This window comes from Pseudomonas viridiflava, from assembly GCF_900602065.1.
Lineage (GTDB): Bacteria > Pseudomonadota > Gammaproteobacteria > Pseudomonadales > Pseudomonadaceae > Aquipseudomonas.
On record NZ_UWFN01000347.1, the window covers coordinates 118,290 to 138,280 of the forward strand.

Below are 19,991 nucleotides of genomic sequence, written 5' to 3' on the forward strand. Positions count from 1 at the left end.
GTGCAGGCCTGCAAACGCAATTTCAGTGGGAGCGAATTCATTCGCGAAGAGGACGGTACATCCGCAGCGTATGCACTGCCTGAAATACCGCCTTCCCGAATGAATTCGGTCCCACAGGTGAACAGCAGCTTCGCAGCAGTTACTGCAGCGACCGCTCAACCATCGCTTTGGCCATTTCAACCAGATGCACAACAGAAAACGCCAGATCGCGCTTTGAACCGGTCAGGCTGTCGCCGCATTCGTAAGCAGTGGCCATGGCGCAACGCAGTAACTCTGAGGCGTGAGTCAGGGATTGCTCTTGAGTCAGGGCGTGATTGGCGAGGAAGGGTATCGGGGGTGATGTTTCGGGCATTTGATTTAATTCCTGTATGAATTTAGGAGCCACCCATTCGCTACCAAACGATGGGTGGCAGCCGTACGCAAGTTGGTAGAACCGGTTACAGGAACCCGGCGCGTCCGAAGACACCGTGCGCACGGCCACCATAAACACAGGCCGTAAAAATGCGCCTCGCAGAAGGTGGCGCGTTGCGCCTGTAACTCTAGGTCTACCAAACCTGATCGCTGATTTTGCAGCGACGGCAGGAGGTTAGAGACCCAAATCACAGGGCGCAATAGGCCGGGATTTTCTCGGAAATTTCACTCAAGTGAAAGGGAGGCTTCTTGCTATCGAACGGCCATAAAACGAGTCAACATCTGCGCAGGCAATAAATATCTAACTCAAAAAAGTAGGCATCCCTTGATAAATTTCAAAGCCCAAACTTCCTGCGAAAACTTCAAAGCAATGACACATCTGAATAGCGAAACCTCTCTGCACTCACAGCAGCGGTATACTCCCAAGCGTTGCGCGCAAACCTATAATTGCCAATTCGGGGAGTACGTCATGGCATCATCCACGTTGTCATTCTTTATTGATGACTCATTGGCAGCAAAACTCGACGAGCTCGTGTCGGCTTCAAATCGAGACCGCCAATACCATCTGCAACGGGCGTTAGAACAATATTTGGCGACAGCATTCGAAGAGTTGCAGGCGATAGACGAAGGCATTGCAGACGCTGAAGCGGGTCGTCTCACCGATCTTGAAATAGTAAAAGCTGAGTGGTTAGCACGTGCGAACAATAGCGCTGACTGAGAAAGCTCGAAGCGACCTGCTTTCTATCCACGAATACTACGTTGCAAACGCAGGTCCAAAGGTAGCAACTGGCATTATTCTCCACCTCCTCGAAAAGCTGGACCCACTGACGATTTTCAGCAGCATGGGGCGCCCGGCTCTACGTCCAGGGGTTCGTGAGCTGGTTTTTGCTCGCTACCCATTTTTAGCGCTGTACCGAATAAACGATCAAGAAATTCAAGTCATTAGAATTCGACATCAACGAAATGCTTAGTTGGTCCAGGTTTTTTTTCGGAAATTTCACTCAAGGGAAAGGGCGATGTCTGGCTGTAGAGTGGGGAAGTTGTGGCTCAATATCTCGGCGGGTAATACATCCGTACTGATTCGCTCCGCCTAAATCAGTTACTTTTCATTGAAAACGCTCTTCGGATTTCATCATGACCTCGCCTGACAACCCGCGGAATGAAAACTCCAGCGTTGAGACGACTTACTTGCTGAGTAACGAATCAAACGCCAAGCGCCTGCGCCGCTCTGTCGCTCAACACAAAGCCAGGACAGTTCTGACCGACGATATGTCCTTGAACCTAAGCGAGCTAGAAGTGAACCGACGCGCTCACGCAGCAAGCACAGGCCATTGTAGGAGTGACCGGGGTGGCGCTCCTACAGGTCCAAGGTTAGCTGCGGGACAACAACCGCTCAATCCAAGACCAACTGATACCGCGTACTCCGCCCTCCTCCCGGTAGCTTCAGCAAGCAGCCCTTTTCCAGAAGATCAGCAAGGTGCCGGGTGGCGGTGGCTTTACTGACCTTGGCAACAGCCTGATATTGCGCGGCGCTGATGCCGCCTTCGAAACCCGGCTTGTCTGCCAGCAAACTTCCGTCCAGCAAACGATTGAGGACTTTGATTTGCTCTGGAGATAAACCGTCTTCCCGGTGTTGCTGCCAGAAGCGCGCCTTGGCCAATACGCGGTCGATGGGTTTGATCGCTTGCTCAAGGGTATGCAGCAGGGTTTGCAGAAACCACTCAAGCCACGGCGTGATATCCAGACCGTCTTTCTGACTGCGCTCCAGGATTTCATAGTAGCCGCGTCGATCCGCAAGGATGCTGGCGGACATGGCGTAAAAGCGGATCGCCTGGTTCTCGGCCTGCGCCAAAGCAAGGTCAGTGATAGCTCGCGTCAGACGGCCGTTGCCGTCATCGAAGGGATGCAGCGTCACGAACCAGAAGTGCGCAATACCCGCACGCAGCAATGGGTCGAGGCTGGCATCTTCCCGGTTGGCGGCGAACCAATCAAGAAACGCATCGAGTTGTCCCTCCAGGCCTTCGCGCGCCGGGGCTTCGAAATGCACAGTTGGCCGGTCCACACACCCAGACACCACCTGCATCGGCTCATTACCCCGCAAGGCACCTACCCGAATGTCGTGGGACAGCAGCGATTCCTGGGCCGGAAACAGCAGCGTATGCCAGTGCAGTATCCGCTCAAGCGTGAGCGTCGCAGTGTGTTGCTGGGTGGCATCGAGCATTAGCTCGGCCAGGCCTTCACTGCGCGGGCTGACCCGCTGATCAGCCTCAAGTCCAAGACGCTTGGCCAGTGATGAGCGTACCGAGCCGACATTCAGTTGCTCACCTTCAATGGCTGAAGAGGTGATGATGTTTTGCAGCAGCGCATCAAGCTCCGTCTGTGCGCTCGCATCGTCTCCCGCCGCCCCCAACATGCCCAGCAACTGGCCCTGCGCCTGAGAGCAGCAACGCAACAGTGAGGCGAGCCGCTCCGCCTGCCAGCGAAAATGCGGCCAGTCAGCGTGCTGCCAGATCCAGTTCAGGGGTTCGTTCATAGTGGCGGCCGTTTTGCACATGAGTCGAATAATAGCCGTATTCGGCTCATCAGGTGAGCCGAATAGCCGATTTAATCGGCTCACGTATTTAACTGGGTACGCATTTTTCGGTAGGAGCGAACTTGTTCGCGAACGGCTGCGCAGCAGTCGTATATCTGACGACCCGGTTCCAGCAAATGCACTGAGGCCGCGGCCGTTGCTGCCGCTTCGCGCCAGATCGCGAACAAGTTCACTTCTACAGGCGGCTCGTTTCTGACGACACGGCCAACCCCGCATCCACCAACCACTGCTCCAACCTCACCAGATCCGGAATCTTCGCGACTGTCTCGCCGACTTGCACCGCCGCAAGCTCAAGCGCATCCAGAGGTACGTCGACATAGCTGAGCTGGTTGTCGACCTTGCAGGAGCGCGGAATACCCTGGGTCAGTAGCGCGATGAATTTCAGCTCGTCGCGGCCGCCCAAGGCGTTGAGCACGACAATACGGGCGCGGCCACCGACAAGGGTTCGGCCGCCGCATGCGGCTTCGAAACTGAGCAGCGGCAAGGTGCGCTGGCGCCAGCTGATGGGCCCCAGATACCAGTCCGGCGCATCGCCGGGCGCGCTGCAATCCTGGTAGTCGATCAGCTCAGCCACAGCAACATTGGGCAGCAACAGGTTGCGGTCGCTCAGGGACAGGATCAGCCCGGTCAGTTGTGTAGCACTGGCAGCGTTAGGCATTGACCTGACTCCAATAGGCGATGCTTTCGAGCAACGCTGACTCCTGATACGGCTTACTCAGGTACTCATTAACGCCCAGTCCCATGGCCCGGTCGCGGTGCTTCTGCCCGGAGCGTGAGGTGATCATGATGATCGGCAATTCTTTGAGCTGCTCGTCAGTGCGAACATGGCTAAGCACTTCGAAGCCGTCCATACGCGGCATTTCAATGTCCAGCAGCATGACATCCGGCACACGCTCCTTGAGCAACGCCATGGCATCGACGCCATCTTTGGCCGTCAGCACGTTCATGCCGTGGCGCTCCAACAGGCGGCTGGTGACTTTGCGTACGGTGACCGAATCGTCCACCACCAGCACCAGCAGCGGTCGGCCCTGCTCGGCGTCGCGCCACACCGGGACGCTTCGCCCCGCGGCTTGCTCGGCCTGCAAGCGGCCATGCAGCCGACGAATGTGCGCCAACAGATCGAGAATCAGCACCACGCGGCCGTCGCCCAGAATGGTCGCGCCCGACACGCCCTGTACGCGGGCAAACTGCGGCCCGAGGCTCTTGACGACGATTTCCCGCGAGCCTGCCAGCGCATCCACCTGCACCGCTACCCATTGATCCTGAACATGCACCAGCAATACGGGCAGCGGTTGGGTCTGACCTATCAGCGAAGGCGGCTGGCTGTTGTTGAGCAGTTCGCCCAAATAACGCAGCTCATAAACCCGCTCGCCGTATTGATAGCGCGGTGGCGTCGACTGGTAACAGCTTTCCAGCTCCGCAGGCATCACTCGCACAATGCCCTCAACGGTATTGTGCGGCACGGCGTACTGCTCTTCGCCGCACTGAACCATCAAGGCACGGTTGACCGAAACAGAAAATGGCAGACGAATCCGGAACAGCGCGCCCTGCCCTGGCAGCGACTCGATGAGCATGCTGCCGCCCAGCTGTTTGACCTCGGCATGAACCACATCCATGCCGACGCCACGTCCGGAAATCTGCGTGACGGTCTCTGCCGTGGAGAATCCCGGCTCAAGAATGAACTGCAGTGTTTCGTGGTAACCCGGCTGCGCGTGGGCCGGAATCATGCCGCGCTTGATCGCCTTTTTCCGCACCGCCTCCAGATCAACACCTGCACCGTCGTCGCTCATCTCGAAGACGATATCGCCGCCTTCGTGCTTGAGGTCCAGAATGATCGTGCCGTACTCGGGCTTGCCCTGGGCCAGGCGCTCTTCGGTGCTTTCCAGGCCATGATCGATGGCGTTGCGCAGCATGTGCTCCAACGGGGCAACCATGCGCTCAAGCACACTGCGGTCCATTTCGCCTTCGGCATTGCCGACTTCAAAGCGGACCTTCTTGTGCAATTCAGCGGACACCTGACGCACGATGCGCTTGAGGCGCGGCACCATGCGTTCGAACGGCACCATGCGCGTGCGCATCAAGCCTTCCTGTAGCTCGGTATTGACCCGCGCCTGTTGCAGCAACAGGGTTTGCGCATCGCTGGCCCGGGCGTCGAGCGTTTCCTTGAGGTCCATCAAGTCGGACGCCGACTCGAACAGAGCACGGGACAGTTGTTGCAACTGGGAATGGCGATCCATTTCCAGCGGGTCAAAATCTTCGTAGCCCAATCGCTCGGCCTGCACCTGCTCGCGGCTGAGGATGCTGCCCTGGGTCTCCATATCGAGGCGTCGCAGTTGATCGCGCATACGCTCAATGGTCGTCGCCATTTCCGCGAGGGTACCCTCGGCGTCGATCACCTGCTGTTCGATGCGACCACGGAAGATAGACGTTTCGCCGGCCAGATTGACCAGCGTTTCCAGCTCTTGCGCAGGGACTTTGACCATCTCCCCCGCAGACCGCTCGCCCTCTGCTTCGGAGGCCGGACCGGGTTCGGCAGGCGACGCCAGCGGCTCAGGTGTTGGCGTGACAACCGCCGGCTGTTCCGGATGATCAGCAACGGCGTGCTTGCGAATGCTCTCGATCAGCAGCGCTGCACCCGGCAAGGGTTTGTCGGAACGCACGGCATCAAGCATGTCGGCCAGCAGGTCATGACCACTTTGCAGCAGGCTTATCGTGATCGGGTCAGGCCTTAACGTACCCGCCGAAAGACCTTCATAGAGCGTTTCCAGCTCATGCGCCAGATCGCCAACAGGCGCGATTTCCGCCATGCGAGCGCCACCTTTGAGGGTGTGCAGGTCGCGCAGCAGGTTTTCCACTTCCAGCAAGTTTTCGGGGTCGGCCTGCCATCTCGTCAGCGCCGCGCCAGAGTTTTCAAGCAGGTCGAAGCCTTCTTCAAGAAAGATTTCCAGTAGCTCGGTATCGCGCTCAGGCGGCGTATCGACCTCGATCGTGGGTTGCGGAAGTCTGGCGTTCTGATCCGCTGAAGATGCCCGGTTTGTGTCCAGGCGCAAATCCCGAATAGCCTCGATCAACCCCGCCGGGTCACTCAACACCTGATGTTTTTGCAGTTGCTCCAGCATCAAGGCCAACTGGTCATGGCTTTGGATCAACAGCTCGGCGAGCGCTGGAGAATAGTTGTAGCGACGGTCTATCAAGCCTTCGTAGACGCTTTCCAGCTCATGCCCCAAATCCCCGACGGGACCGATTTCGGCCATGCGCGCACCACCTTTGAGGGTGTGCAGATCGCGCTGCAAGGCTGACAACGGTAGCGGGTTTTCCGGATCATCCAGCCAGCGCTGCAGGGCTTGCCCGGCGCTGTCGAGGATATCCACGGCCTCCTCAAGGAAGATCTCGACGATCTCGTCGTCCAGAGTCAGCGGGTCGTCGTAAATCGGCGCACGACTGGCCAACTGTTCGGTGGCCGCGTTCAGCTCGGTGATGCTCAGTGTCTGGCTGCCGTCGCTTTTGATCAGGCCGGTGGCCGAAGGGTCCAGCGCCTGATCAAGCAGGTCCCGCAGGGCCTGAATACGGGCCGGGCAGGCTTCAACGTCTTGTCCGGCGGCCAACTGATCAAGCATGCAGATCAGCGCTTCATGAGCCTGTTCGGCCTCGGCGAAAAACCGTTCGCTGACCGCCAGGCTGCTTTCTTCCACTGCGCCATAGAGGTCGAGCAGGGCTTCGCAGAGTTCGTCCACTTGCGGTAGATCGGCGAGGTGCGCGCCGTGCCCGAGCGTGGTCAGCTCATCCAGCAGCGCGGAGAGTTCCTGCCGCTCGCCAGGGTGTTCACGCCAACGCTGCAAGAGGTTTTCCGCGTCCAGCAGAATGTCCATGCCTTCAGCGAGAAAGCTTTCAATCAGCTGTGGATTACGCTTGACCCGCAAGCCATTGTTCGACGCACTCAAAACCGCTTCGAGCCGCTCACGGAGCAACGCCTGAGCGGTTTCAATCAAACTGGCAGCTCCAGGAATCGGCCCAAGCGGGTCGCTCGACAGCTGCGCCAGCCCGCTGAGAAACAGCGGTTCAGCACTGCGCAGCAACTCCAGCTCAGCCTGCCCCAGCGCCAGCATGTGCGCCTTGTATTCGCGCACCAGTTGATCGAGTGGGCTGGTCAACTCGGCGATCGGCAACACGCCCGCCATGGAGGCGCTACCTTTGAGGGTATGCAGCGCACGCAGCAAGTCGTCGCTGATGGCAGGCTCGGGGTCATCGGCGCTGCCATCGAGAAAACGCTTGAGGCTGTCCAGGTGACTCAAGGCTTCCTGACGGAAAATTTCCAGTAGTTGCGGGTCGAGTTCGTCGTGTTCGTCGTGACCGGGAACAGTGTCGAAGGTCAGCAGGCCTTGGCCTTTTGCCAAGGCATGAGCGCGGGCAGCCAGACGGTCGACATCATCACGCTGACGCTGGGCACCCTGGGCGAAGTCCTTGATGACTTCCGGCAACAACGCCAGCACTTCGTTGAGCAGTTGCTGAACATGCTCGTCAGGTTTGACGCTGTTTTCCAGCACCCGATTGAGCAGGTTTTCCACCGCCCATGCGAGTTCGCCAAGGATCAACGCCCGCACCATCCGCCCACTGCCCTTGAGGGTATGGAAAGCGCGGCGTACCTCGGTCAGCGCGGTGGTGTTGCTGCGCGCATCGTTGAGGGAGCCGATCCACTGCGGCAAGTATTCACGCAGGGCTGCGAGGACCTCGTCGGTCTCTTCAAGAAAAACTTCCAGCAACTCGTCATCCACGGCCTCCTCATCGACCGGCGGCGGCAACAGGCTGGCCGGCGTATGACGAGCAGGCGGGTTGACCGCGCTCACCGGGCTGGCCAGCACATCGGCAATGGTCTGTGTCGGGCTGACCAATGCGTTGCGGGCCTCCAGTTCCAGAATCTCGTCCTGGCTGATGACCTCATCCAGCACCGGCACGTCGAGGGTATCCGACGCGGGCGTGTAGCCCAGTCGCGCCAGACTTTCCTGTGCCATGTCGAGCACCTGTTCGCCCGGCGCCTCATGGTCTTCGCCCATGCGTTCCAGGTAGTACTCGATACCAGTAATGGTGTCCGCGAGGCTGTCGAGCTGGGTCCATGCCGGACGGGTTTCATCCACCAGCAGGTGTTCAAGAATGTAGTCGTTGCAGGCCGCCAGCAAACTCGCGGCACGGGCCAGCGGGATCATTGCCAGCGCGCCTCGTACCTGCACCAGCAGCGCGGACAGCGGTTCAAGACGCTGACGATCCCACTCGCCGTCGATGTAATCGATGATCACGTCTTTGGCTTGCTGCAACACGACACGTGCTTCGCGGATCACCAACTGATGAATCTGCGTGAGGTCCGTGGTCGGCAGGCGGCTATCTTCACGATTAGCGGCTTGCTCGACTGGCCCAACCATACCGGCCAGTGTCGCTTCCACGTAAAGCAGCGCACCGGCCACGTCCATCAAGGCTGCGTCGCTGGGTTCGCGCTGGCCCTGAGCCAAGCCCTGCACCACGGCTAACTGATCAATGATGACTTTGCGCGGTTGGCCAAAGCCCAACACAGCGAGGGTATCGGCGATCTGCCGCAGCGGCGGTAACAGACTGTTGAGCTCGCTGACCGATTTGCGATCACCGCGCACGAACACATCCAGCCGCTCTTTGACTCGCACCAGTTCCTCACACAGCGCGCTGACCACCGAGCGCATCGCATCGCGGTCGGGGCCCAGGCTCGTCCGCTGCTGACTCGGCGGTGTGGTGTCGGGCAGCGCTTCGTCCAGACCGTACTGATCCTTCAGATCAACCATGCGCGGCGCCTGACTGTCAGACTTGGCGATGTAGAACAACAGGCTTTTCAGCAGCTCATCCGGGGCAGGCTGGTTGATGCCTGCGATGCCCTGCTCCAGCAGCCGTTTGAGTTCTTTGTCAGCGTCCTTGAACAGGCTGCGCAATGCCGGGCTGTTGGTGAAGTTGCCATTGAGCATGGTTTCGACCAGCGCCGAGGCTATCTGCCACAGCGGCCCCAATGGCGCGTTGTCGCAGAGCTGTTCGAGGCGCGCGAAAACTTTGCCCATGTAGCCGAGCTGAGTCTGCACGTCCTGCTCACGTAACAGACCGACCAACGCGGTTTGCAGGGTCTGGCGCAACTTACGCAGCAGCGCGGGCAACTCGGGACTGTCGCGCTGCTCAAGGGTTTGCGCGTCCAGCGGTGCCACGCTGACCAATTGCGGGGCGAACAGGCTGGTTTCCGACAGCAGGCTTTCACCCCGGGCACTGCGCAAGTCGTTAAGCAGCGGCAGGACCACCAACGGCAAATCGCGCCTGGCTGAATGAATGCGGTCCAGGTAGGCAGGCAGTTGCGTCATGGCCTGAGTCAGCAACTGCTCGGCCTCGGTACGCTCGGCAACGCGGTCCTGCTGCAACGCCAGCGCCAGTTGCTCGACTTCTTCGGCCAGCAACGCTGCGCCGTAGAACTCGATCATTTGCAGGCTGCCGTGCACCTGATGCACGCAATCCAGACACTCGTCCATGGCGGCCGTATGTCCGGGATCGGCAATGAATGTTTCGAGGGCGTGGCGGGCCTGCTTGAGGGTTTCAGCGATTTCGCCTTTCACCCATTCCAGCGCCACATAGTCGTGCCGATCAGCCATGACGACTCCAATACCCAGCAGCATTTGTTGGAGCGAGGCTTGCCCGCGAATCTGGCAACACGGTGAAACAGGCGCTACGCGTTATCGTTCTTCGCGGGCAAGCCTCGCTCCAACGGAATCCGTATATACCGTGCGACAACGCCTCTGGACCACACGCCCCCTGTAGGAGTGAGCTTGCTCGCGATTGCGTCAGCACAGTCGATATATTCATCGAATAAGAGACCGAATCGCGAGCAAGCTCACTCCTACAGGTCATGTATTTCAAGATTCCATGACGGTGCTGAGCTGTACGTTTTTTGAACATCACCCGCGGTCCTTCGACGAGGGCAAGGTGAAGCCCGAAACCGAACGACGCATTGCGCTGGCCATCTTCGCCAGGTTGCCCATGCTGCGCGCCGTGGCTGCGGTGCCCGAGGTGGTTTGCGAGGTGGTTTGCTGAATAACGGTCATGGTCTGCGATATCTGCAGCCCCAGTTCAGCCTGTTGCTGAGCCGCGTTGGTGATGCTTTGAATCAGCGCAGCAAGGATCTTCGATACGCCTTCGATCTCTTCCAGCGCCACCCCGGCATCCTGCGCCAGGCGTGCACCACGCACTACTTCGGTGGTGGTCTGCTCCATGGAGATGACCGCTTCGTTGGTGTCGTTCTGAATAGCTCGCACCAGGGTTTCAATCTGTTTGGTTGCAGACGAAGAACGCTCGGCCAGCCGCTGTACCTCGTCGGCTACCACCGCAAAGCCGCGCCCTGCATCCCCGGCCATGGACGCCTGAATCGCAGCGTTCAAGGCGAGGATATTGGTCTGGTCAGCAATATCGTCAATCAGGCTGACGATGTCGCCGATCTCCTGAGAGGACTCACCGAGGCGCTTGATCCGTTTGGACGTGTCCTGAATCTGCTCGCGAATGTTGTCCATGCCGTTGATGGTGTTGTGCACCACCTCGTTACCCTTATTGGCAATTGCCACCGACCGCTCGGCCACCGACCAGGACTCATGGGCGTTGGCCGATACCAGATCAATGGAGCCCGTCATGCGGTTGATCGCGTTGGACGCGGCGGAAATCTGCAACGCCTGATGCTCCGACGCAGCAGCCAGTTGCGTGGCCGTACCCTGAGTGTCCTTGACCGCACCGAACACCTGTTCGGCGGTGAGGTTGATGGTCGCGACCAGTTCGCGTAACTGGTCGATGGAGTAATTGATCGAGTCGGCGATTGCCCCGGTGAAGTCTTCCGTCACAGAGGCCGCAACGGTGAGGTCACCGTCCGCAAGGTTTTCGATTTCATCGAGCAGACGCATGATCGCATTCTGGTTACGCTCACTCTTCTCGGCCGTCTCGCGAAGCTGGCGGTTGGTTTCGCGGACCATGACCAGACCAATGAGAATGATCGACATCAGGGCCAGCAGCCCCAGCACGTAACCGCCAATAGTGTTGGAAGACCGCGCACTGGCCAGATGCTCAAGCCGGTTGGCGAGCACCGACGTTTCGTCGAGCAGCGTTTGCGAGCTGTTGAAGATATTGCCCGCGGATTCGCGGACCTCGAACAGTTCAGGCGAAGTCTCAAGGATTTCATCGACGGAGCCGGAAACGAACTGGAACAACTCGGCAATCTCGGCCAGACGCGCACGGGCGTCCGGGTCATCAACCTGAGCGATACGCAGGGTCACGTTGCCGTCGAGCATCCCGCTGAGCACCCGCCCAAACTGACTGGCATCACGGCCAAAGGCGTCGGCAGCCTGCACAGCGGCGTCATCACCGGCCAGCACCTTGTTGACCGAACCGAGAATACGCTCCGCCAGCAACGACTGGCGCTGGGCGACAGCCACCTGGGCGGCGGGAGCACGATTCTGGAGCAGAATATCGACGACTTTTTCGTACTCGACCTGTAGTTGCGGAATGGTTTCGGCCAGCGTCGCCGCCACCTGATGCAACGACAGTACGGTTTGCTCGTTGGCCAGAATAACGTCTGTGCTTTTGCGCAGGGCTTCCCAGTCGGTCTGCACCGTCTGCAACTCGTCACGCACACCCTGAGGCGCTGGCGGCAGGCCGGTGGCTTTATCACCCTTGCGCAGGAAACCCCAGCGCATATCAAAGTCATTACGCGCATCGGCGAGCAACTTGAATGCTTGAGGCTTGCCAGCAGCAGCTTCAGTGGCGTTCTTGGCGATACGCTGGGAGAGCACGCGCAATTCGCCAGCGTGCCCGATGTATTGCTTGTCGTAGGTCGATTGCGTATTGAGGTAAGCGAAATTGACGAACAGCAATATGATGAAAATGATCAGCGCAACGAACAGCACGACGATTTGCGAGCGGCTGCGTGCGCCCTCCAGTGACTTGCCTGGCTTACTCATGAATCAGGCCCCTTTGTGGACAAGTCGATGGAATAACCCCGATTGATCGCTGGGCGCCAAACCTGTGGGAGCGAATTCATTCGCGAAAGGGCGAGTACAGCCCATGCATTTGTTCTGCCTGGAATCCCGTCTTCGCGAATGAATTCGCTCCCACCGTTCCGAGGCCGCCGGCTCACCCAGCCTGCTGCCACATAACATTTGGTTCACAGTGCTACGTCCATAAAGCCGGGTGACTGCGCCAGCGCCCATGGGCTGAACACCAGCCAGGCCTGCTCGCGCAGAAACTGTCCGCGAATGAACGGCGTGATGGCGTCTTCCATCTCGGCCCCTTGCCGTGGCATCAGGCTGATCTGACTGAAATGCTGCAGGCCTAGAACCTCATCGACCAGCAAACCGGCGAAGACGTCATGATGTTCGACGACCAGCACCCGTCGCTCTTTGCGCAGGGGTGACAGTTCATGACCGAAAAAGCTGCACAGGTCCATGATGGGCAACAGTTTGCCCCGCAGATTGGCCACGCCGCGAACCCAGGGTTTGACGCCCGGCAACGCTGCATAACGTGGCTCATGAAGAATTTCGCTGACTTCGCCCATCGGCGCGACGTAGCAGCGGCCGCCCATACGAAAGCCAATACCGCTCCAGTCCTGCTGACGGGTTTCCTGAAACGGCAGGCCCGCCGCCAGCGTTCGACAGCGTTGGTCGATGTCGAACAGCAGCTGGAAGGCGGTTTGAGACTCAGCCATGACGAACCGGCGGTCAGCCGGCGAGTACCGCGTTCAGGGTTTTCATCAGGGTCTCTTCGTCCACCGGCTTGGTCAGGTAGTCACGGGCGCCCTGACGCTTGCCCCAGACCTTGTCGGTTTCCTGATCCTTGGTGGTGATCATGATCACCGGGATCATGCTGGTGTCGGCATCCTTGGTCAGTTGGCGGGTGGCCTGAAAACCGTTGAGACCGGGCATGACGATGTCCATCAACACGGCATCGGGTTTTTCCTGACGCGCCAGCGCAACACCGTCGGCGCCATTTTCGGCCTTGAGGACTTCATGACCGTGCTTTTCCAGCATGCCGGTCAATTTGTACATTTCAGTCGGCGAGTCATCGACGATCAGAATTCGAGCCATGGTGTTCCCCATAAGGATGAATGCCCGCAGCCCTTGAGGGCGGCAGACGTCACGATACTTGTTGTTCCACTGCAACGAATCCCGGCACATGCGCCTTGATCGCGCTGAGCAGTTCTTCCTTGCTAAACGGTTTGGTCAAAAACTGATCGGAACCTACGATTCGCCCTTTGGCTTTGTCGAACAGGCCGTCCTTGGACGAGAGCATGATCACCGGCGTTGACTTGAACGCCCGGTTGTTTTTGATCAGCGCGCAGGTCTGATAGCCGTCAAGGCGCGGCATCATAATGTCGACAAAGATAATGCGCGGATGATTGTCGGCGATTTTAGCCAGCGCATCGAACCCGTCGATTGCCGTGATGACTTCACAACCGACATTCCTGAGCAGCGTTTCGGCGGTGCGACGAATCGTCTTCGAATCATCGATGACCATGACTTTCAGTGCTGATGAATGCTGTTCCATGTCTGCTCTTCCATCGCCGCGGCGTGATTATGCGTGTTCTGCCCGGCACGGGAAGCCTGATAGTACTGCCAGCTCCTGATTTTCAGGGGCTGAAGGGCCAAATGCCAAATTCAGGCGCGAAGCCTTTTTAGCACACTCTCCAGACTCAATCCATAAAGCCGGGCGCCGCATGCTTGCCTCTTGACCCGGAGCAAGCGGAGCGCCACCCTGACGCCTATTTCAAGGCCTACGCGGCCGTTATCGATCAGAGGATATTTGCCCATGAGCGTTCGCCTAGGGATTGTCATGGACCCGATTGAGCGCATCTCCTATAAAAAGGACAGCTCACTGGCCATGCTGCTTGCCGCCCAGGAACGCGGCTGGTCGCTGTTCTACATGGAGCAGCAGGATCTGTATCAAAACGCTGGCCAGGCCCGCGCCCGGATGAAACCGCTGAAAGTCTTTGCCGACCCGGCCAAGTGGTTCGAATTCGGTACCGAAGGGGACAGCGGCCTGGACGATCTGGATGTGATCCTGATGCGCAAGGATCCGCCGTTCGACATGGAATTTGTCTACGCCACGTACTTGCTGGAACAAGCCGAACGCGCTGGCGTATTGATCGTCAACAAGCCGCAGAGCCTGCGTGATTGCAACGAAAAGCTGTTCGCCACGCAGTTCTCGCATCTGACGCCGCCGACCCTGGTCAGCCGTCGTGCCGACATCCTGCGTGAATTCGCCGCCGAGCATGGCGATGTGATCCTCAAACCGCTGGACGGCATGGGCGGTGCTTCGATCTTCCGCCATCGTGTGGGCGATCCAAACCTTTCGGTGATTCTGGAAACCCTGACTGCACATGGCACTCAGCAGATCATGGCGCAGGGTTACTTGCCTGCGATCAAGGACGGCGACAAACGCATCCTGATGGTCGACGGTGAACCTGTACCGTATTGCCTGGCGCGTATCCCGGCTGCTGGCGAAACCCGTGGCAACCTCGCGGCCGGTGGTCGTGGCGAAGCACGCCCGCTGACTGAAAAAGACCGTTATATCGCTGAGCAGATTGGCCCGACTTTGCGTGAAAAAGGCCTGATTTTCGTCGGTCTGGACGTGATCGGTGAGCATTTGACTGAAATCAATGTCACCAGCCCGACCTGCATCCGTGAAATCGACAATGCGTTTGGTACTAACATTGGCGGCATGTTGATGGATGTGATCGAGAAGAAGCTGAACGCTCGGTAAGTCCTGCTGAAATGCATTCTTCCTTGTGGGAGCGGTGCTTGCCCGCGATAAGGCTGGACGCGGTTCACTTTGGATCGCGGTGGTCCTATCGCGGGCAAGCACCGCTCCCACAGGGGTTATGTGTTCCCACAGAAGTCCGCATTTCAATCTGGGCTATCATGCGCAGCCAACGATTTTGAAATACCAAGAGACGCTAACCCGCTGATGACTGCTGTCGATCTCCCCTACGAACTTTCCCAAGCAGGCGTGCGCCCGGCTGATCGTCTGGGCTTTACCCTGTTGATTGCGGCGTTGATTCACGTGGCGATCATCCTTGGCGTGGGTTTCACCTACGTCAAACCTGAGCAGATCAGCCAGACGCTGGAAATCACCCTCGCCACTTTCAAAAGCGAAACGAAACCCAAGCAAGCTGACTTTCTGGCACAAGAGAATCAGGAAGGCAGTGGCACCCTGGACAAGGCAGAAATCCCCAAGACCACCGAGCTTGCGCCGTTTCAGGACACCAAGATTAATAAAGTGACCCCACCGCCTGCCGCCAAGCCTGTGCAAAAGCAGGAATCGACGAAGACCGTGGTCGCCACCAAGGCCAAGACACCCGAAAAGACCGTGGCCAAACGTGAAGAGGTCAAACCTGATCCCACGCCCAAGGCCGCGCCAGAATTCGACAGCTCGCAACTCAGCAGCGAAATCGCCAGCCTTGAAGCCGAACTGTCCAACGAACAACAGCTTTACGCCAAGCGGCCAAAGATCCACCGCCTCAACGCCGCCTCGACCATGCGCGACAAAGGCGCCTGGTACAAAGACGACTGGCGCAAGAAAGTCGAGCGCGTCGGTAACCTGAACTACCCGGAAGAGGCACGCCGCAAGCAGATTTACGGCAATTTACGCCTGATGGTTTCGATCAATCGTGATGGTTCGCTGTACGAAGTACTGGTGCTGGAGTCCTCCGGGCAACCGTTGCTGGATCAGGCTGCACAGCGAATCGTGCGATTGGCGGCGCCATTTGCGCCGTTCACCGGCGATCTGGCTGACATCGACCGACTCGAGATCATACGTACCTGGAAATTTGCCCGAGGCGACAAGCTGTCCAGTAACTGACGGGTTCTTCACAAACCTGCGAGCCTGTCAGAACTGCCAGTTGTCAGGCCCGCCGCGCAGCGCCACACTAGGGCTCATGAAAAACGTATCTGCGAGTTATCTCAAGCATCAATTCCTGATCGCCATGCCACACATGGTGGACCCGAACTTTGCGCAGACGCTGACCTACATCGTCGAGCACAATGCCAATGGCGCCATGGGGCTGGTCATCAATCGACCGCAAAGCCTTACCTTGGCAGATGTTCTTGAGCAATTGCGCCCCGAACTGCCCCCCGCTGCACACTGCCAGGATATCCAGATTCATACCGGCGGCCCGGTGCAGACCGATCGAGGCTTTGTTCTGCACCCTAGAGGACAGATCTTCCAGGCGACCGTCGAACTCGGCGATCTGGCGCTTTCGACCTCGCAGGACGTGCTGTTTTCCATCGCTGACGGCTATGGCCCTGATCAAAATGTGATCACCCTCGGTTACGCCGGCTGGGATGCAGGCCAGCTCGAAGCTGAACTGGCCGCCAATGCCTGGCTGAACTGCCCGTTTGACCCGGCCATCCTCTTCGATGTCGACAGTGATCAGCGGCTCAATGCAGCGGCTGCGCGCCTTGGCGTCAACCTGAGCTTGCTCACCAGCCAGGCAGGCCACGCCTGATGGCCGCACTGCGTTTACTGCTGGGTTTTGATTACGGCACCAAACAGATAGGCGTTGCGGTAGGCCAGGTCATTACCGGTCAAGCCCGCGACCTGTGCACGCTCAAGGCCCAGCAAGGCGTACCGGACTGGAGCCAGATTGAAGCGCTGATCCGTGAATGGAAACCTGATGCCATCATCGTCGGCCTGCCACTGAACATGGACGGCACGCCCAGCGAAATGAGCGTCAAGGCAGAAAAGTTCTCGCGTCGGATCAATGGCCGCTTCAACCTGCCGGTCTACACCCATGACGAGCGCCTGACCACTTTCGAGGCCAAAGGCGAACGCATGAGCCGTGGTGGTCAGCGCGGCAGCAGCTACAAAGACAATCCGGTCGACGCCATCGCCGCCATGCTGTTATTGCAGGGCTGGATGGATGCAAATGCCGAACTGTTCAGTGTCTGACACATTGAGCCTGTACAAGCGCTAAGTAGTAATACCCAGAATTCTCGTTTCCCCTGAGCCAGGCCTCGCCCCGGCTCGGGTACTTCCAGGAGCAACTTCATGAACCTGCCGAACCCCGCCGAACTGCTTCGTCAGATGGCCACTGATCTGAACGCGCACCTGAACAAGCGCGGCATCAGCGAACCTCGCTTCATCGGCATTCGCACCGGCGGCGTGTGGGTCGCGCAGGAACTGCTCAAGACGCTCGGTCGCGATGACCCGCTGGGCACGCTGGACGTTTCGTTCTACCGGGATGACTTCAGCCAGAACGGCCTGCACCCGCAGGTGCGCCCTTCTGACCTGCCATTCGAAATCGAAGGCCAGCACCTGGTGCTGATCGATGACGTATTGATGAGTGGCCGGACTATTCGTGCTGCCCTCAACGAGCTGTTTGACTACGGTCGCCCGGCCAGCGTGACGCTGGTGTGCCTGCTGGACCTGGACGCTGGCGAGTTGCCGATCAGCCCCGATGTAGTTGGCGCTACGCTGACGCTGGCCGCCAACGAACGCGTCAAGCTGAGCGGCCCTGCGCCGCTGGCCCTCGAAATTCAAGACTTGTCCACCGCCCTTTAACCGCCCTTGAAAGAGTCCTTTGCGATGACGCCCCTCGACGCCAAGCGCCCGCTGCAGCTCAACCATCAAGGTCAGCTGCGCCATTTTCTGTCCCTCGACGGTTTGCCTCGCGAGCTGCTCACTGAAATTCTCGACACAGCTGACTCGTTTCTGGAAGTCGGCGCCCGGGCGGTGAAGAAAGTCCCGCTGCTGCGCGGCAAGACCGTGTGCAACGTGTTTTTCGAGAACTCCACGCGCACCCGCACTACGTTTGAGCTGGCGGCGCAGCGGCTGTCGGCGGACGTGATCACACTTAACGTGTCCACGTCCTCGACCAGCAAGGGCGAAACGCTGTTCGACACCCTGCGTAACCTGGAAGCGATGGCTGCCGACATGTTTGTCGTGCGGCACGGCGATTCGGGCGCGGCGCACTTCATTGCCGAGCATGTCTGCCCGGAAGTGGCGATCATCAACGGCGGCGACGGCCGTCACGCGCACCCGACCCAGGGCATGCTCGACATGCTTACGATTCGTCGGCACAAAGGCGGCTTCGAAAACCTTTCAGTGGCGATCGTCGGCGACATCCTGCACTCGCGGGTGGCACGCTCGAACATGATCGCCCTTAAAGCGCTGGGCTGCCCAGACATCCGCGTGATCGGCCCGAAAACCTTGCTGCCGGTCGGCGTCGAGCAATATGGCGTGAAGGTCTACACCGACCTCAACGAAGGCCTGAAAGACGTCGACGTGGTGATCATGCTGCGCCTGCAACGCGAACGCATGCAGGGCGGCCTGTTGCCGAGCGAGGGCGAGTTTTACCGCCTGTTCGGCCTGACTACTGCGCGTCTGGCCGGTGCCAAGCCGGACTGCATCGTCATGCACCCTGGTCCGATCAACCGGGGCGTGGAAATCGAGTCAGCCGTGGCCGATGGCGCGCATTCGGTGATCCTCAATCAAGTGACTTACGGCATCGCCGTGCGCATGGCCGTTTTGTCCATGGCCATGAGCGGACAAACCGCGCAACGACAATTCGAACAGGAGAACGCCCAGTGAAGCTCAGCATCCTCGGCGCTCGCGTCATCGACCCCAACAGCGGTCTGGATCAAGTTACCGATCTGCACCTGGAAGCCTGCAAGATTCTCGCAATCGGCGAGGCGCCAGCCGGCTTCAAGCCGTTGCAGACCATCGACGCCACCGGCCTGATCGCCGCTCCCGGTCTGGTTGACCTGAACGTCGCCCTGCGCGAGCCGGGTTACAGCCGCAAAGGCACGATTGCCAGCGAGACCCGCGCCGCCGCAGCTGGTGGCGTGACCAGCCTGTGCTGCCCGCCGCGCACCAAACCGATTCTGGATACCTCGGCCGTCGCCGAGCTGATTCTGGACCGCGCCCGCGAAGCCGGGCACAGCAAGGTGTTCCCGATTGGCGCCCTCAGCAAGGGCCTGGAAGGCGAGCAACTGGCTGAGCTGGTCGCGTTGCGCGATGTGGGCTGCGTCGCCTTCGGCAACGGTCTGGAGAGCTTTCGCAACACCCGCACCCTGTGCCGTGCGCTGGAATACGCCGCGACGTTCGACCTGACGGTGATTTTCAACTCTCAGGATCGCGATCTGGCCGAAGGTGGCCTTGCCCATGAAGGCCCGACCGCCAGCTTTCTGGGTTTGGCAGGCATTCCTGAAACCGCTGAAACCGTAGCGTTGGCCCGCGATCTGCTGCTGGTCGAGCAAAGTGGCGTACGCGCGCACTTCAGCCAGTTGACCAGTGCTCGCGGCGCAGCGCTGATCGCTCAGGCTCAAGCACGCGGCCTGAAGGTTACGGCTGACGTGGCTTTGTATCAGTTGATCCTGACGGATGAGGCGTTGATCGACTTCTCCAGCCTGTATCACGTGCAACCGCCACTGCGTACCCGCGCAGACCGCGACGGGCTGCGTGAAGCGGTCAAATCCGGGGTGATCAGCGCGATCTCCAGCCATCACCAGCCGCACGAACGTGACGCCAAGCTGGCACCGTTCGGCGCGACCGAGCCAGGCATCAGCAGCGTGGAATTGCTGCTGCCACTGGCAATGACACTGGTCGAAGATGGCCTGCTGGACCTGCCAACCCTGATCGCCCGCTTGAGCAGCGGCCCGGCAGCGGCATTGCGCCTGCCAGCAGGGCAACTGAGCGCCGGCTCGCCCGCCGACATCGTGCTGTTTGATCCTGCTGCCTCAACGGTTGCCGGTGAGACCTGGCTGTCCAAAGGCGAAAACTGCCCGTTCCTCGGCCACTGCCTGCCGAGCGCCGTGCGGTACACACTGGTGGATGGCCGGATTACCCATACCGGGTGAAAGAAGGTCCCCCCTGTGGGAGCGAATTCATTCGCGAATACGGTTGTGCAAACGACAGATCTCTATCGACTGTACCGACCCATTCGCGAATGAATTCGCTC

At 59.2% G+C, this 19,991-nt stretch carries 17 protein-coding genes; 9 read left to right on the top strand and 8 right to left on the bottom strand.

Features of this window, described 5'->3' with window-relative positions; all coding sequences use genetic code 11:
• Window positions 1-139: 139 nt before the first annotated feature.
• Window positions 140-352 (bottom strand): DUF6124 family protein, encoded by a 213-nt coding sequence (locus EE949_RS26285; RefSeq protein ID WP_122666967.1) that lies wholly within the window; start codon window positions 350-352, stop codon window positions 140-142.
• Between the two features lie 528 nt (window positions 353-880).
• Between EE949_RS26285 and EE949_RS26290 the strand changes: the two genes are divergently transcribed.
• Together EE949_RS26290 and EE949_RS26295 are read left to right on the top strand one after the other, a co-directional pair.
• Complete coding sequence (locus EE949_RS26290) at window positions 881-1,129, top strand: CopG family ribbon-helix-helix protein (RefSeq protein WP_122666968.1); 249 nt, start codon at window positions 881-883, stop codon at window positions 1,127-1,129.
• On the top strand, window positions 1,107-1,382 hold the full coding sequence (locus EE949_RS26295) for a type II toxin-antitoxin system RelE/ParE family toxin (RefSeq protein WP_231675337.1): 276 nt from the start codon (window positions 1,107-1,109) through the stop codon (window positions 1,380-1,382). The genes EE949_RS26290 and EE949_RS26295 overlap by 23 nt, the downstream gene beginning before the upstream one ends.
• Before the next feature lie 422 nt (window positions 1,383-1,804).
• Here the strand turns inward: EE949_RS26295 and EE949_RS26300 are convergent, their stop codons facing one another.
• The 7 genes from EE949_RS26300 to pilG form a co-directional block, all read right to left on the bottom strand.
• A complete protein-coding gene (locus EE949_RS26300; RefSeq protein ID WP_122667086.1) occupies window positions 1,805-2,944 on the bottom strand; it encodes a Fic family protein in 1,140 nt (379 codons plus the stop codon).
• A 235-nt stretch (window positions 2,945-3,179) separates the two neighbouring features.
• On the bottom strand, window positions 3,180-3,662 hold the full coding sequence (locus EE949_RS26305) for a chemotaxis protein CheW (RefSeq protein WP_122666969.1): 483 nt from the start codon (window positions 3,660-3,662) through the stop codon (window positions 3,180-3,182).
• On the bottom strand, window positions 3,655-9,651 hold the full coding sequence (locus EE949_RS26310; protein WP_122666970.1) for an Hpt domain-containing protein: 5,997 nt from the start codon (window positions 9,649-9,651) through the stop codon (window positions 3,655-3,657). Before EE949_RS26310 ends, EE949_RS26305 begins: the two co-directional genes overlap by 8 nt.
• Before the next feature lie 303 nt (window positions 9,652-9,954).
• Window positions 9,955-11,997 carry a methyl-accepting chemotaxis protein gene (locus EE949_RS26320; RefSeq protein WP_122666971.1) on the bottom strand — a complete coding sequence of 681 codons (2,043 nt, stop codon included), beginning with the start codon at window positions 11,995-11,997 and terminating at the stop codon, window positions 9,955-9,957.
• Window positions 11,998-12,200: 203 nt separating this feature from the next.
• Window positions 12,201-12,740, bottom strand: coding sequence for a chemotaxis protein CheW (locus tag EE949_RS26325; RefSeq protein ID WP_122666972.1), 540 nt, complete (start codon window positions 12,738-12,740; stop codon window positions 12,201-12,203).
• 13 nt (window positions 12,741-12,753) lie between these two features.
• Window positions 12,754-13,119 (bottom strand): twitching motility response regulator PilH, encoded by a 366-nt coding sequence (pilH, locus tag EE949_RS26330; protein WP_003316741.1) that lies wholly within the window; start codon window positions 13,117-13,119, stop codon window positions 12,754-12,756.
• Between the two features lie 49 nt (window positions 13,120-13,168).
• Entirely contained in the window at window positions 13,169-13,579 is a 411-nt protein-coding gene (pilG, locus tag EE949_RS26335; RefSeq protein WP_027898388.1) for a twitching motility response regulator PilG, read from the bottom strand.
• Between the two features lie 261 nt (window positions 13,580-13,840).
• Here pilG and gshB point away from each other — a divergent pair, with 261 nt between their 5' ends.
• The 7 genes from gshB (at window position 13,841) to EE949_RS26370 (ending at window position 19,890) form a co-directional block, all read left to right on the top strand.
• Window positions 13,841-14,794, top strand: coding sequence for a glutathione synthase (gene gshB / locus EE949_RS26340; protein WP_122666973.1), 954 nt, complete (start codon window positions 13,841-13,843; stop codon window positions 14,792-14,794).
• 204 nt (window positions 14,795-14,998) lie between these two features.
• Window positions 14,999-15,892 carry an energy transducer TonB gene (locus tag EE949_RS26345; RefSeq protein ID WP_122666974.1) on the top strand — a complete coding sequence of 298 codons (894 nt, stop codon included), beginning with the start codon at window positions 14,999-15,001 and terminating at the stop codon, window positions 15,890-15,892.
• 76 nt (window positions 15,893-15,968) lie between these two features.
• A complete protein-coding gene (locus EE949_RS26350; RefSeq protein WP_122666975.1) occupies window positions 15,969-16,538 on the top strand; it encodes a YqgE/AlgH family protein in 570 nt (189 codons plus the stop codon).
• A complete protein-coding gene (ruvX, locus tag EE949_RS26355) occupies window positions 16,538-16,981 on the top strand; it encodes a Holliday junction resolvase RuvX (protein ID WP_122666976.1) in 444 nt (147 codons plus the stop codon). Before EE949_RS26350 ends, ruvX begins: the two co-directional genes overlap by 1 nt.
• A gap of 99 nt (window positions 16,982-17,080) precedes the next feature.
• The gene (pyrR, locus tag EE949_RS26360; protein WP_122666977.1) at window positions 17,081-17,593 is read left to right on the top strand and encodes a bifunctional pyr operon transcriptional regulator/uracil phosphoribosyltransferase PyrR; all 513 of its coding nucleotides are present in this window, start codon (window positions 17,081-17,083) and stop codon (window positions 17,591-17,593) included.
• 24 nt (window positions 17,594-17,617) lie between these two features.
• Entirely contained in the window at window positions 17,618-18,622 is a 1,005-nt protein-coding gene (locus EE949_RS26365; protein WP_027898382.1) for an aspartate carbamoyltransferase catalytic subunit, read from the top strand.
• Window positions 18,619-19,890, top strand: a complete 1,272-nt coding sequence (locus tag EE949_RS26370) for a dihydroorotase (RefSeq protein WP_122666978.1) — start codon at window positions 18,619-18,621, stop codon at window positions 19,888-19,890. Before EE949_RS26365 ends, EE949_RS26370 begins: the two co-directional genes overlap by 4 nt.
• The last annotated feature ends 101 nt before the right edge of the window (window positions 19,891-19,991 follow it).

Bases quoted from the DNA above. Each gene is read 5' to 3' on its own strand.
- EE949_RS26290 (WP_122666968.1), top strand. From the start codon at position 881: ATGGCATCATCCACGTTGTCATTCTTTATTGATGACTCATTGGCAGCA.
- pilG (WP_027898388.1), bottom strand. From the start codon at position 13,579: ATGGAACAGCATTCATCAGCACTGAAAGTCATGGTCATCGATGATTCG.
- EE949_RS26325 (WP_122666972.1), bottom strand. From the start codon at position 12,740: ATGGCTGAGTCTCAAACCGCCTTCCAGCTGCTGTTCGACATCGACCAA.
- ruvX (WP_122666976.1), top strand. From the start codon at position 16,538: ATGGCCGCACTGCGTTTACTGCTGGGTTTTGATTACGGCACCAAACAG.
- EE949_RS26285 (WP_122666967.1), bottom strand. From the start codon at position 352: ATGCCCGAAACATCACCCCCGATACCCTTCCTCGCCAATCACGCCCTG.
- EE949_RS26350 (WP_122666975.1), top strand. From the start codon at position 15,969: ATGAAAAACGTATCTGCGAGTTATCTCAAGCATCAATTCCTGATCGCC.
- EE949_RS26310 (WP_122666970.1), bottom strand. From the start codon at position 9,651: ATGGCTGATCGGCACGACTATGTGGCGCTGGAATGGGTGAAAGGCGAA.
- pyrR (WP_122666977.1), top strand. From the start codon at position 17,081: ATGAACCTGCCGAACCCCGCCGAACTGCTTCGTCAGATGGCCACTGAT.
- EE949_RS26345 (WP_122666974.1), top strand. From the start codon at position 14,999: ATGACTGCTGTCGATCTCCCCTACGAACTTTCCCAAGCAGGCGTGCGC.
- pilH (WP_003316741.1), bottom strand. From the start codon at position 13,119: ATGGCTCGAATTCTGATCGTCGATGACTCGCCGACTGAAATGTACAAA.
- EE949_RS26305 (WP_122666969.1), bottom strand. From the start codon at position 3,662: ATGCCTAACGCTGCCAGTGCTACACAACTGACCGGGCTGATCCTGTCC.
- EE949_RS26300 (WP_122667086.1), bottom strand. From the start codon at position 2,944: ATGAACGAACCCCTGAACTGGATCTGGCAGCACGCTGACTGGCCGCAT.
- EE949_RS26320 (WP_122666971.1), bottom strand. From the start codon at position 11,997: ATGAGTAAGCCAGGCAAGTCACTGGAGGGCGCACGCAGCCGCTCGCAA.
- gshB (WP_122666973.1), top strand. From the start codon at position 13,841: ATGAGCGTTCGCCTAGGGATTGTCATGGACCCGATTGAGCGCATCTCC.
- EE949_RS26365 (WP_027898382.1), top strand. From the start codon at position 17,618: ATGACGCCCCTCGACGCCAAGCGCCCGCTGCAGCTCAACCATCAAGGT.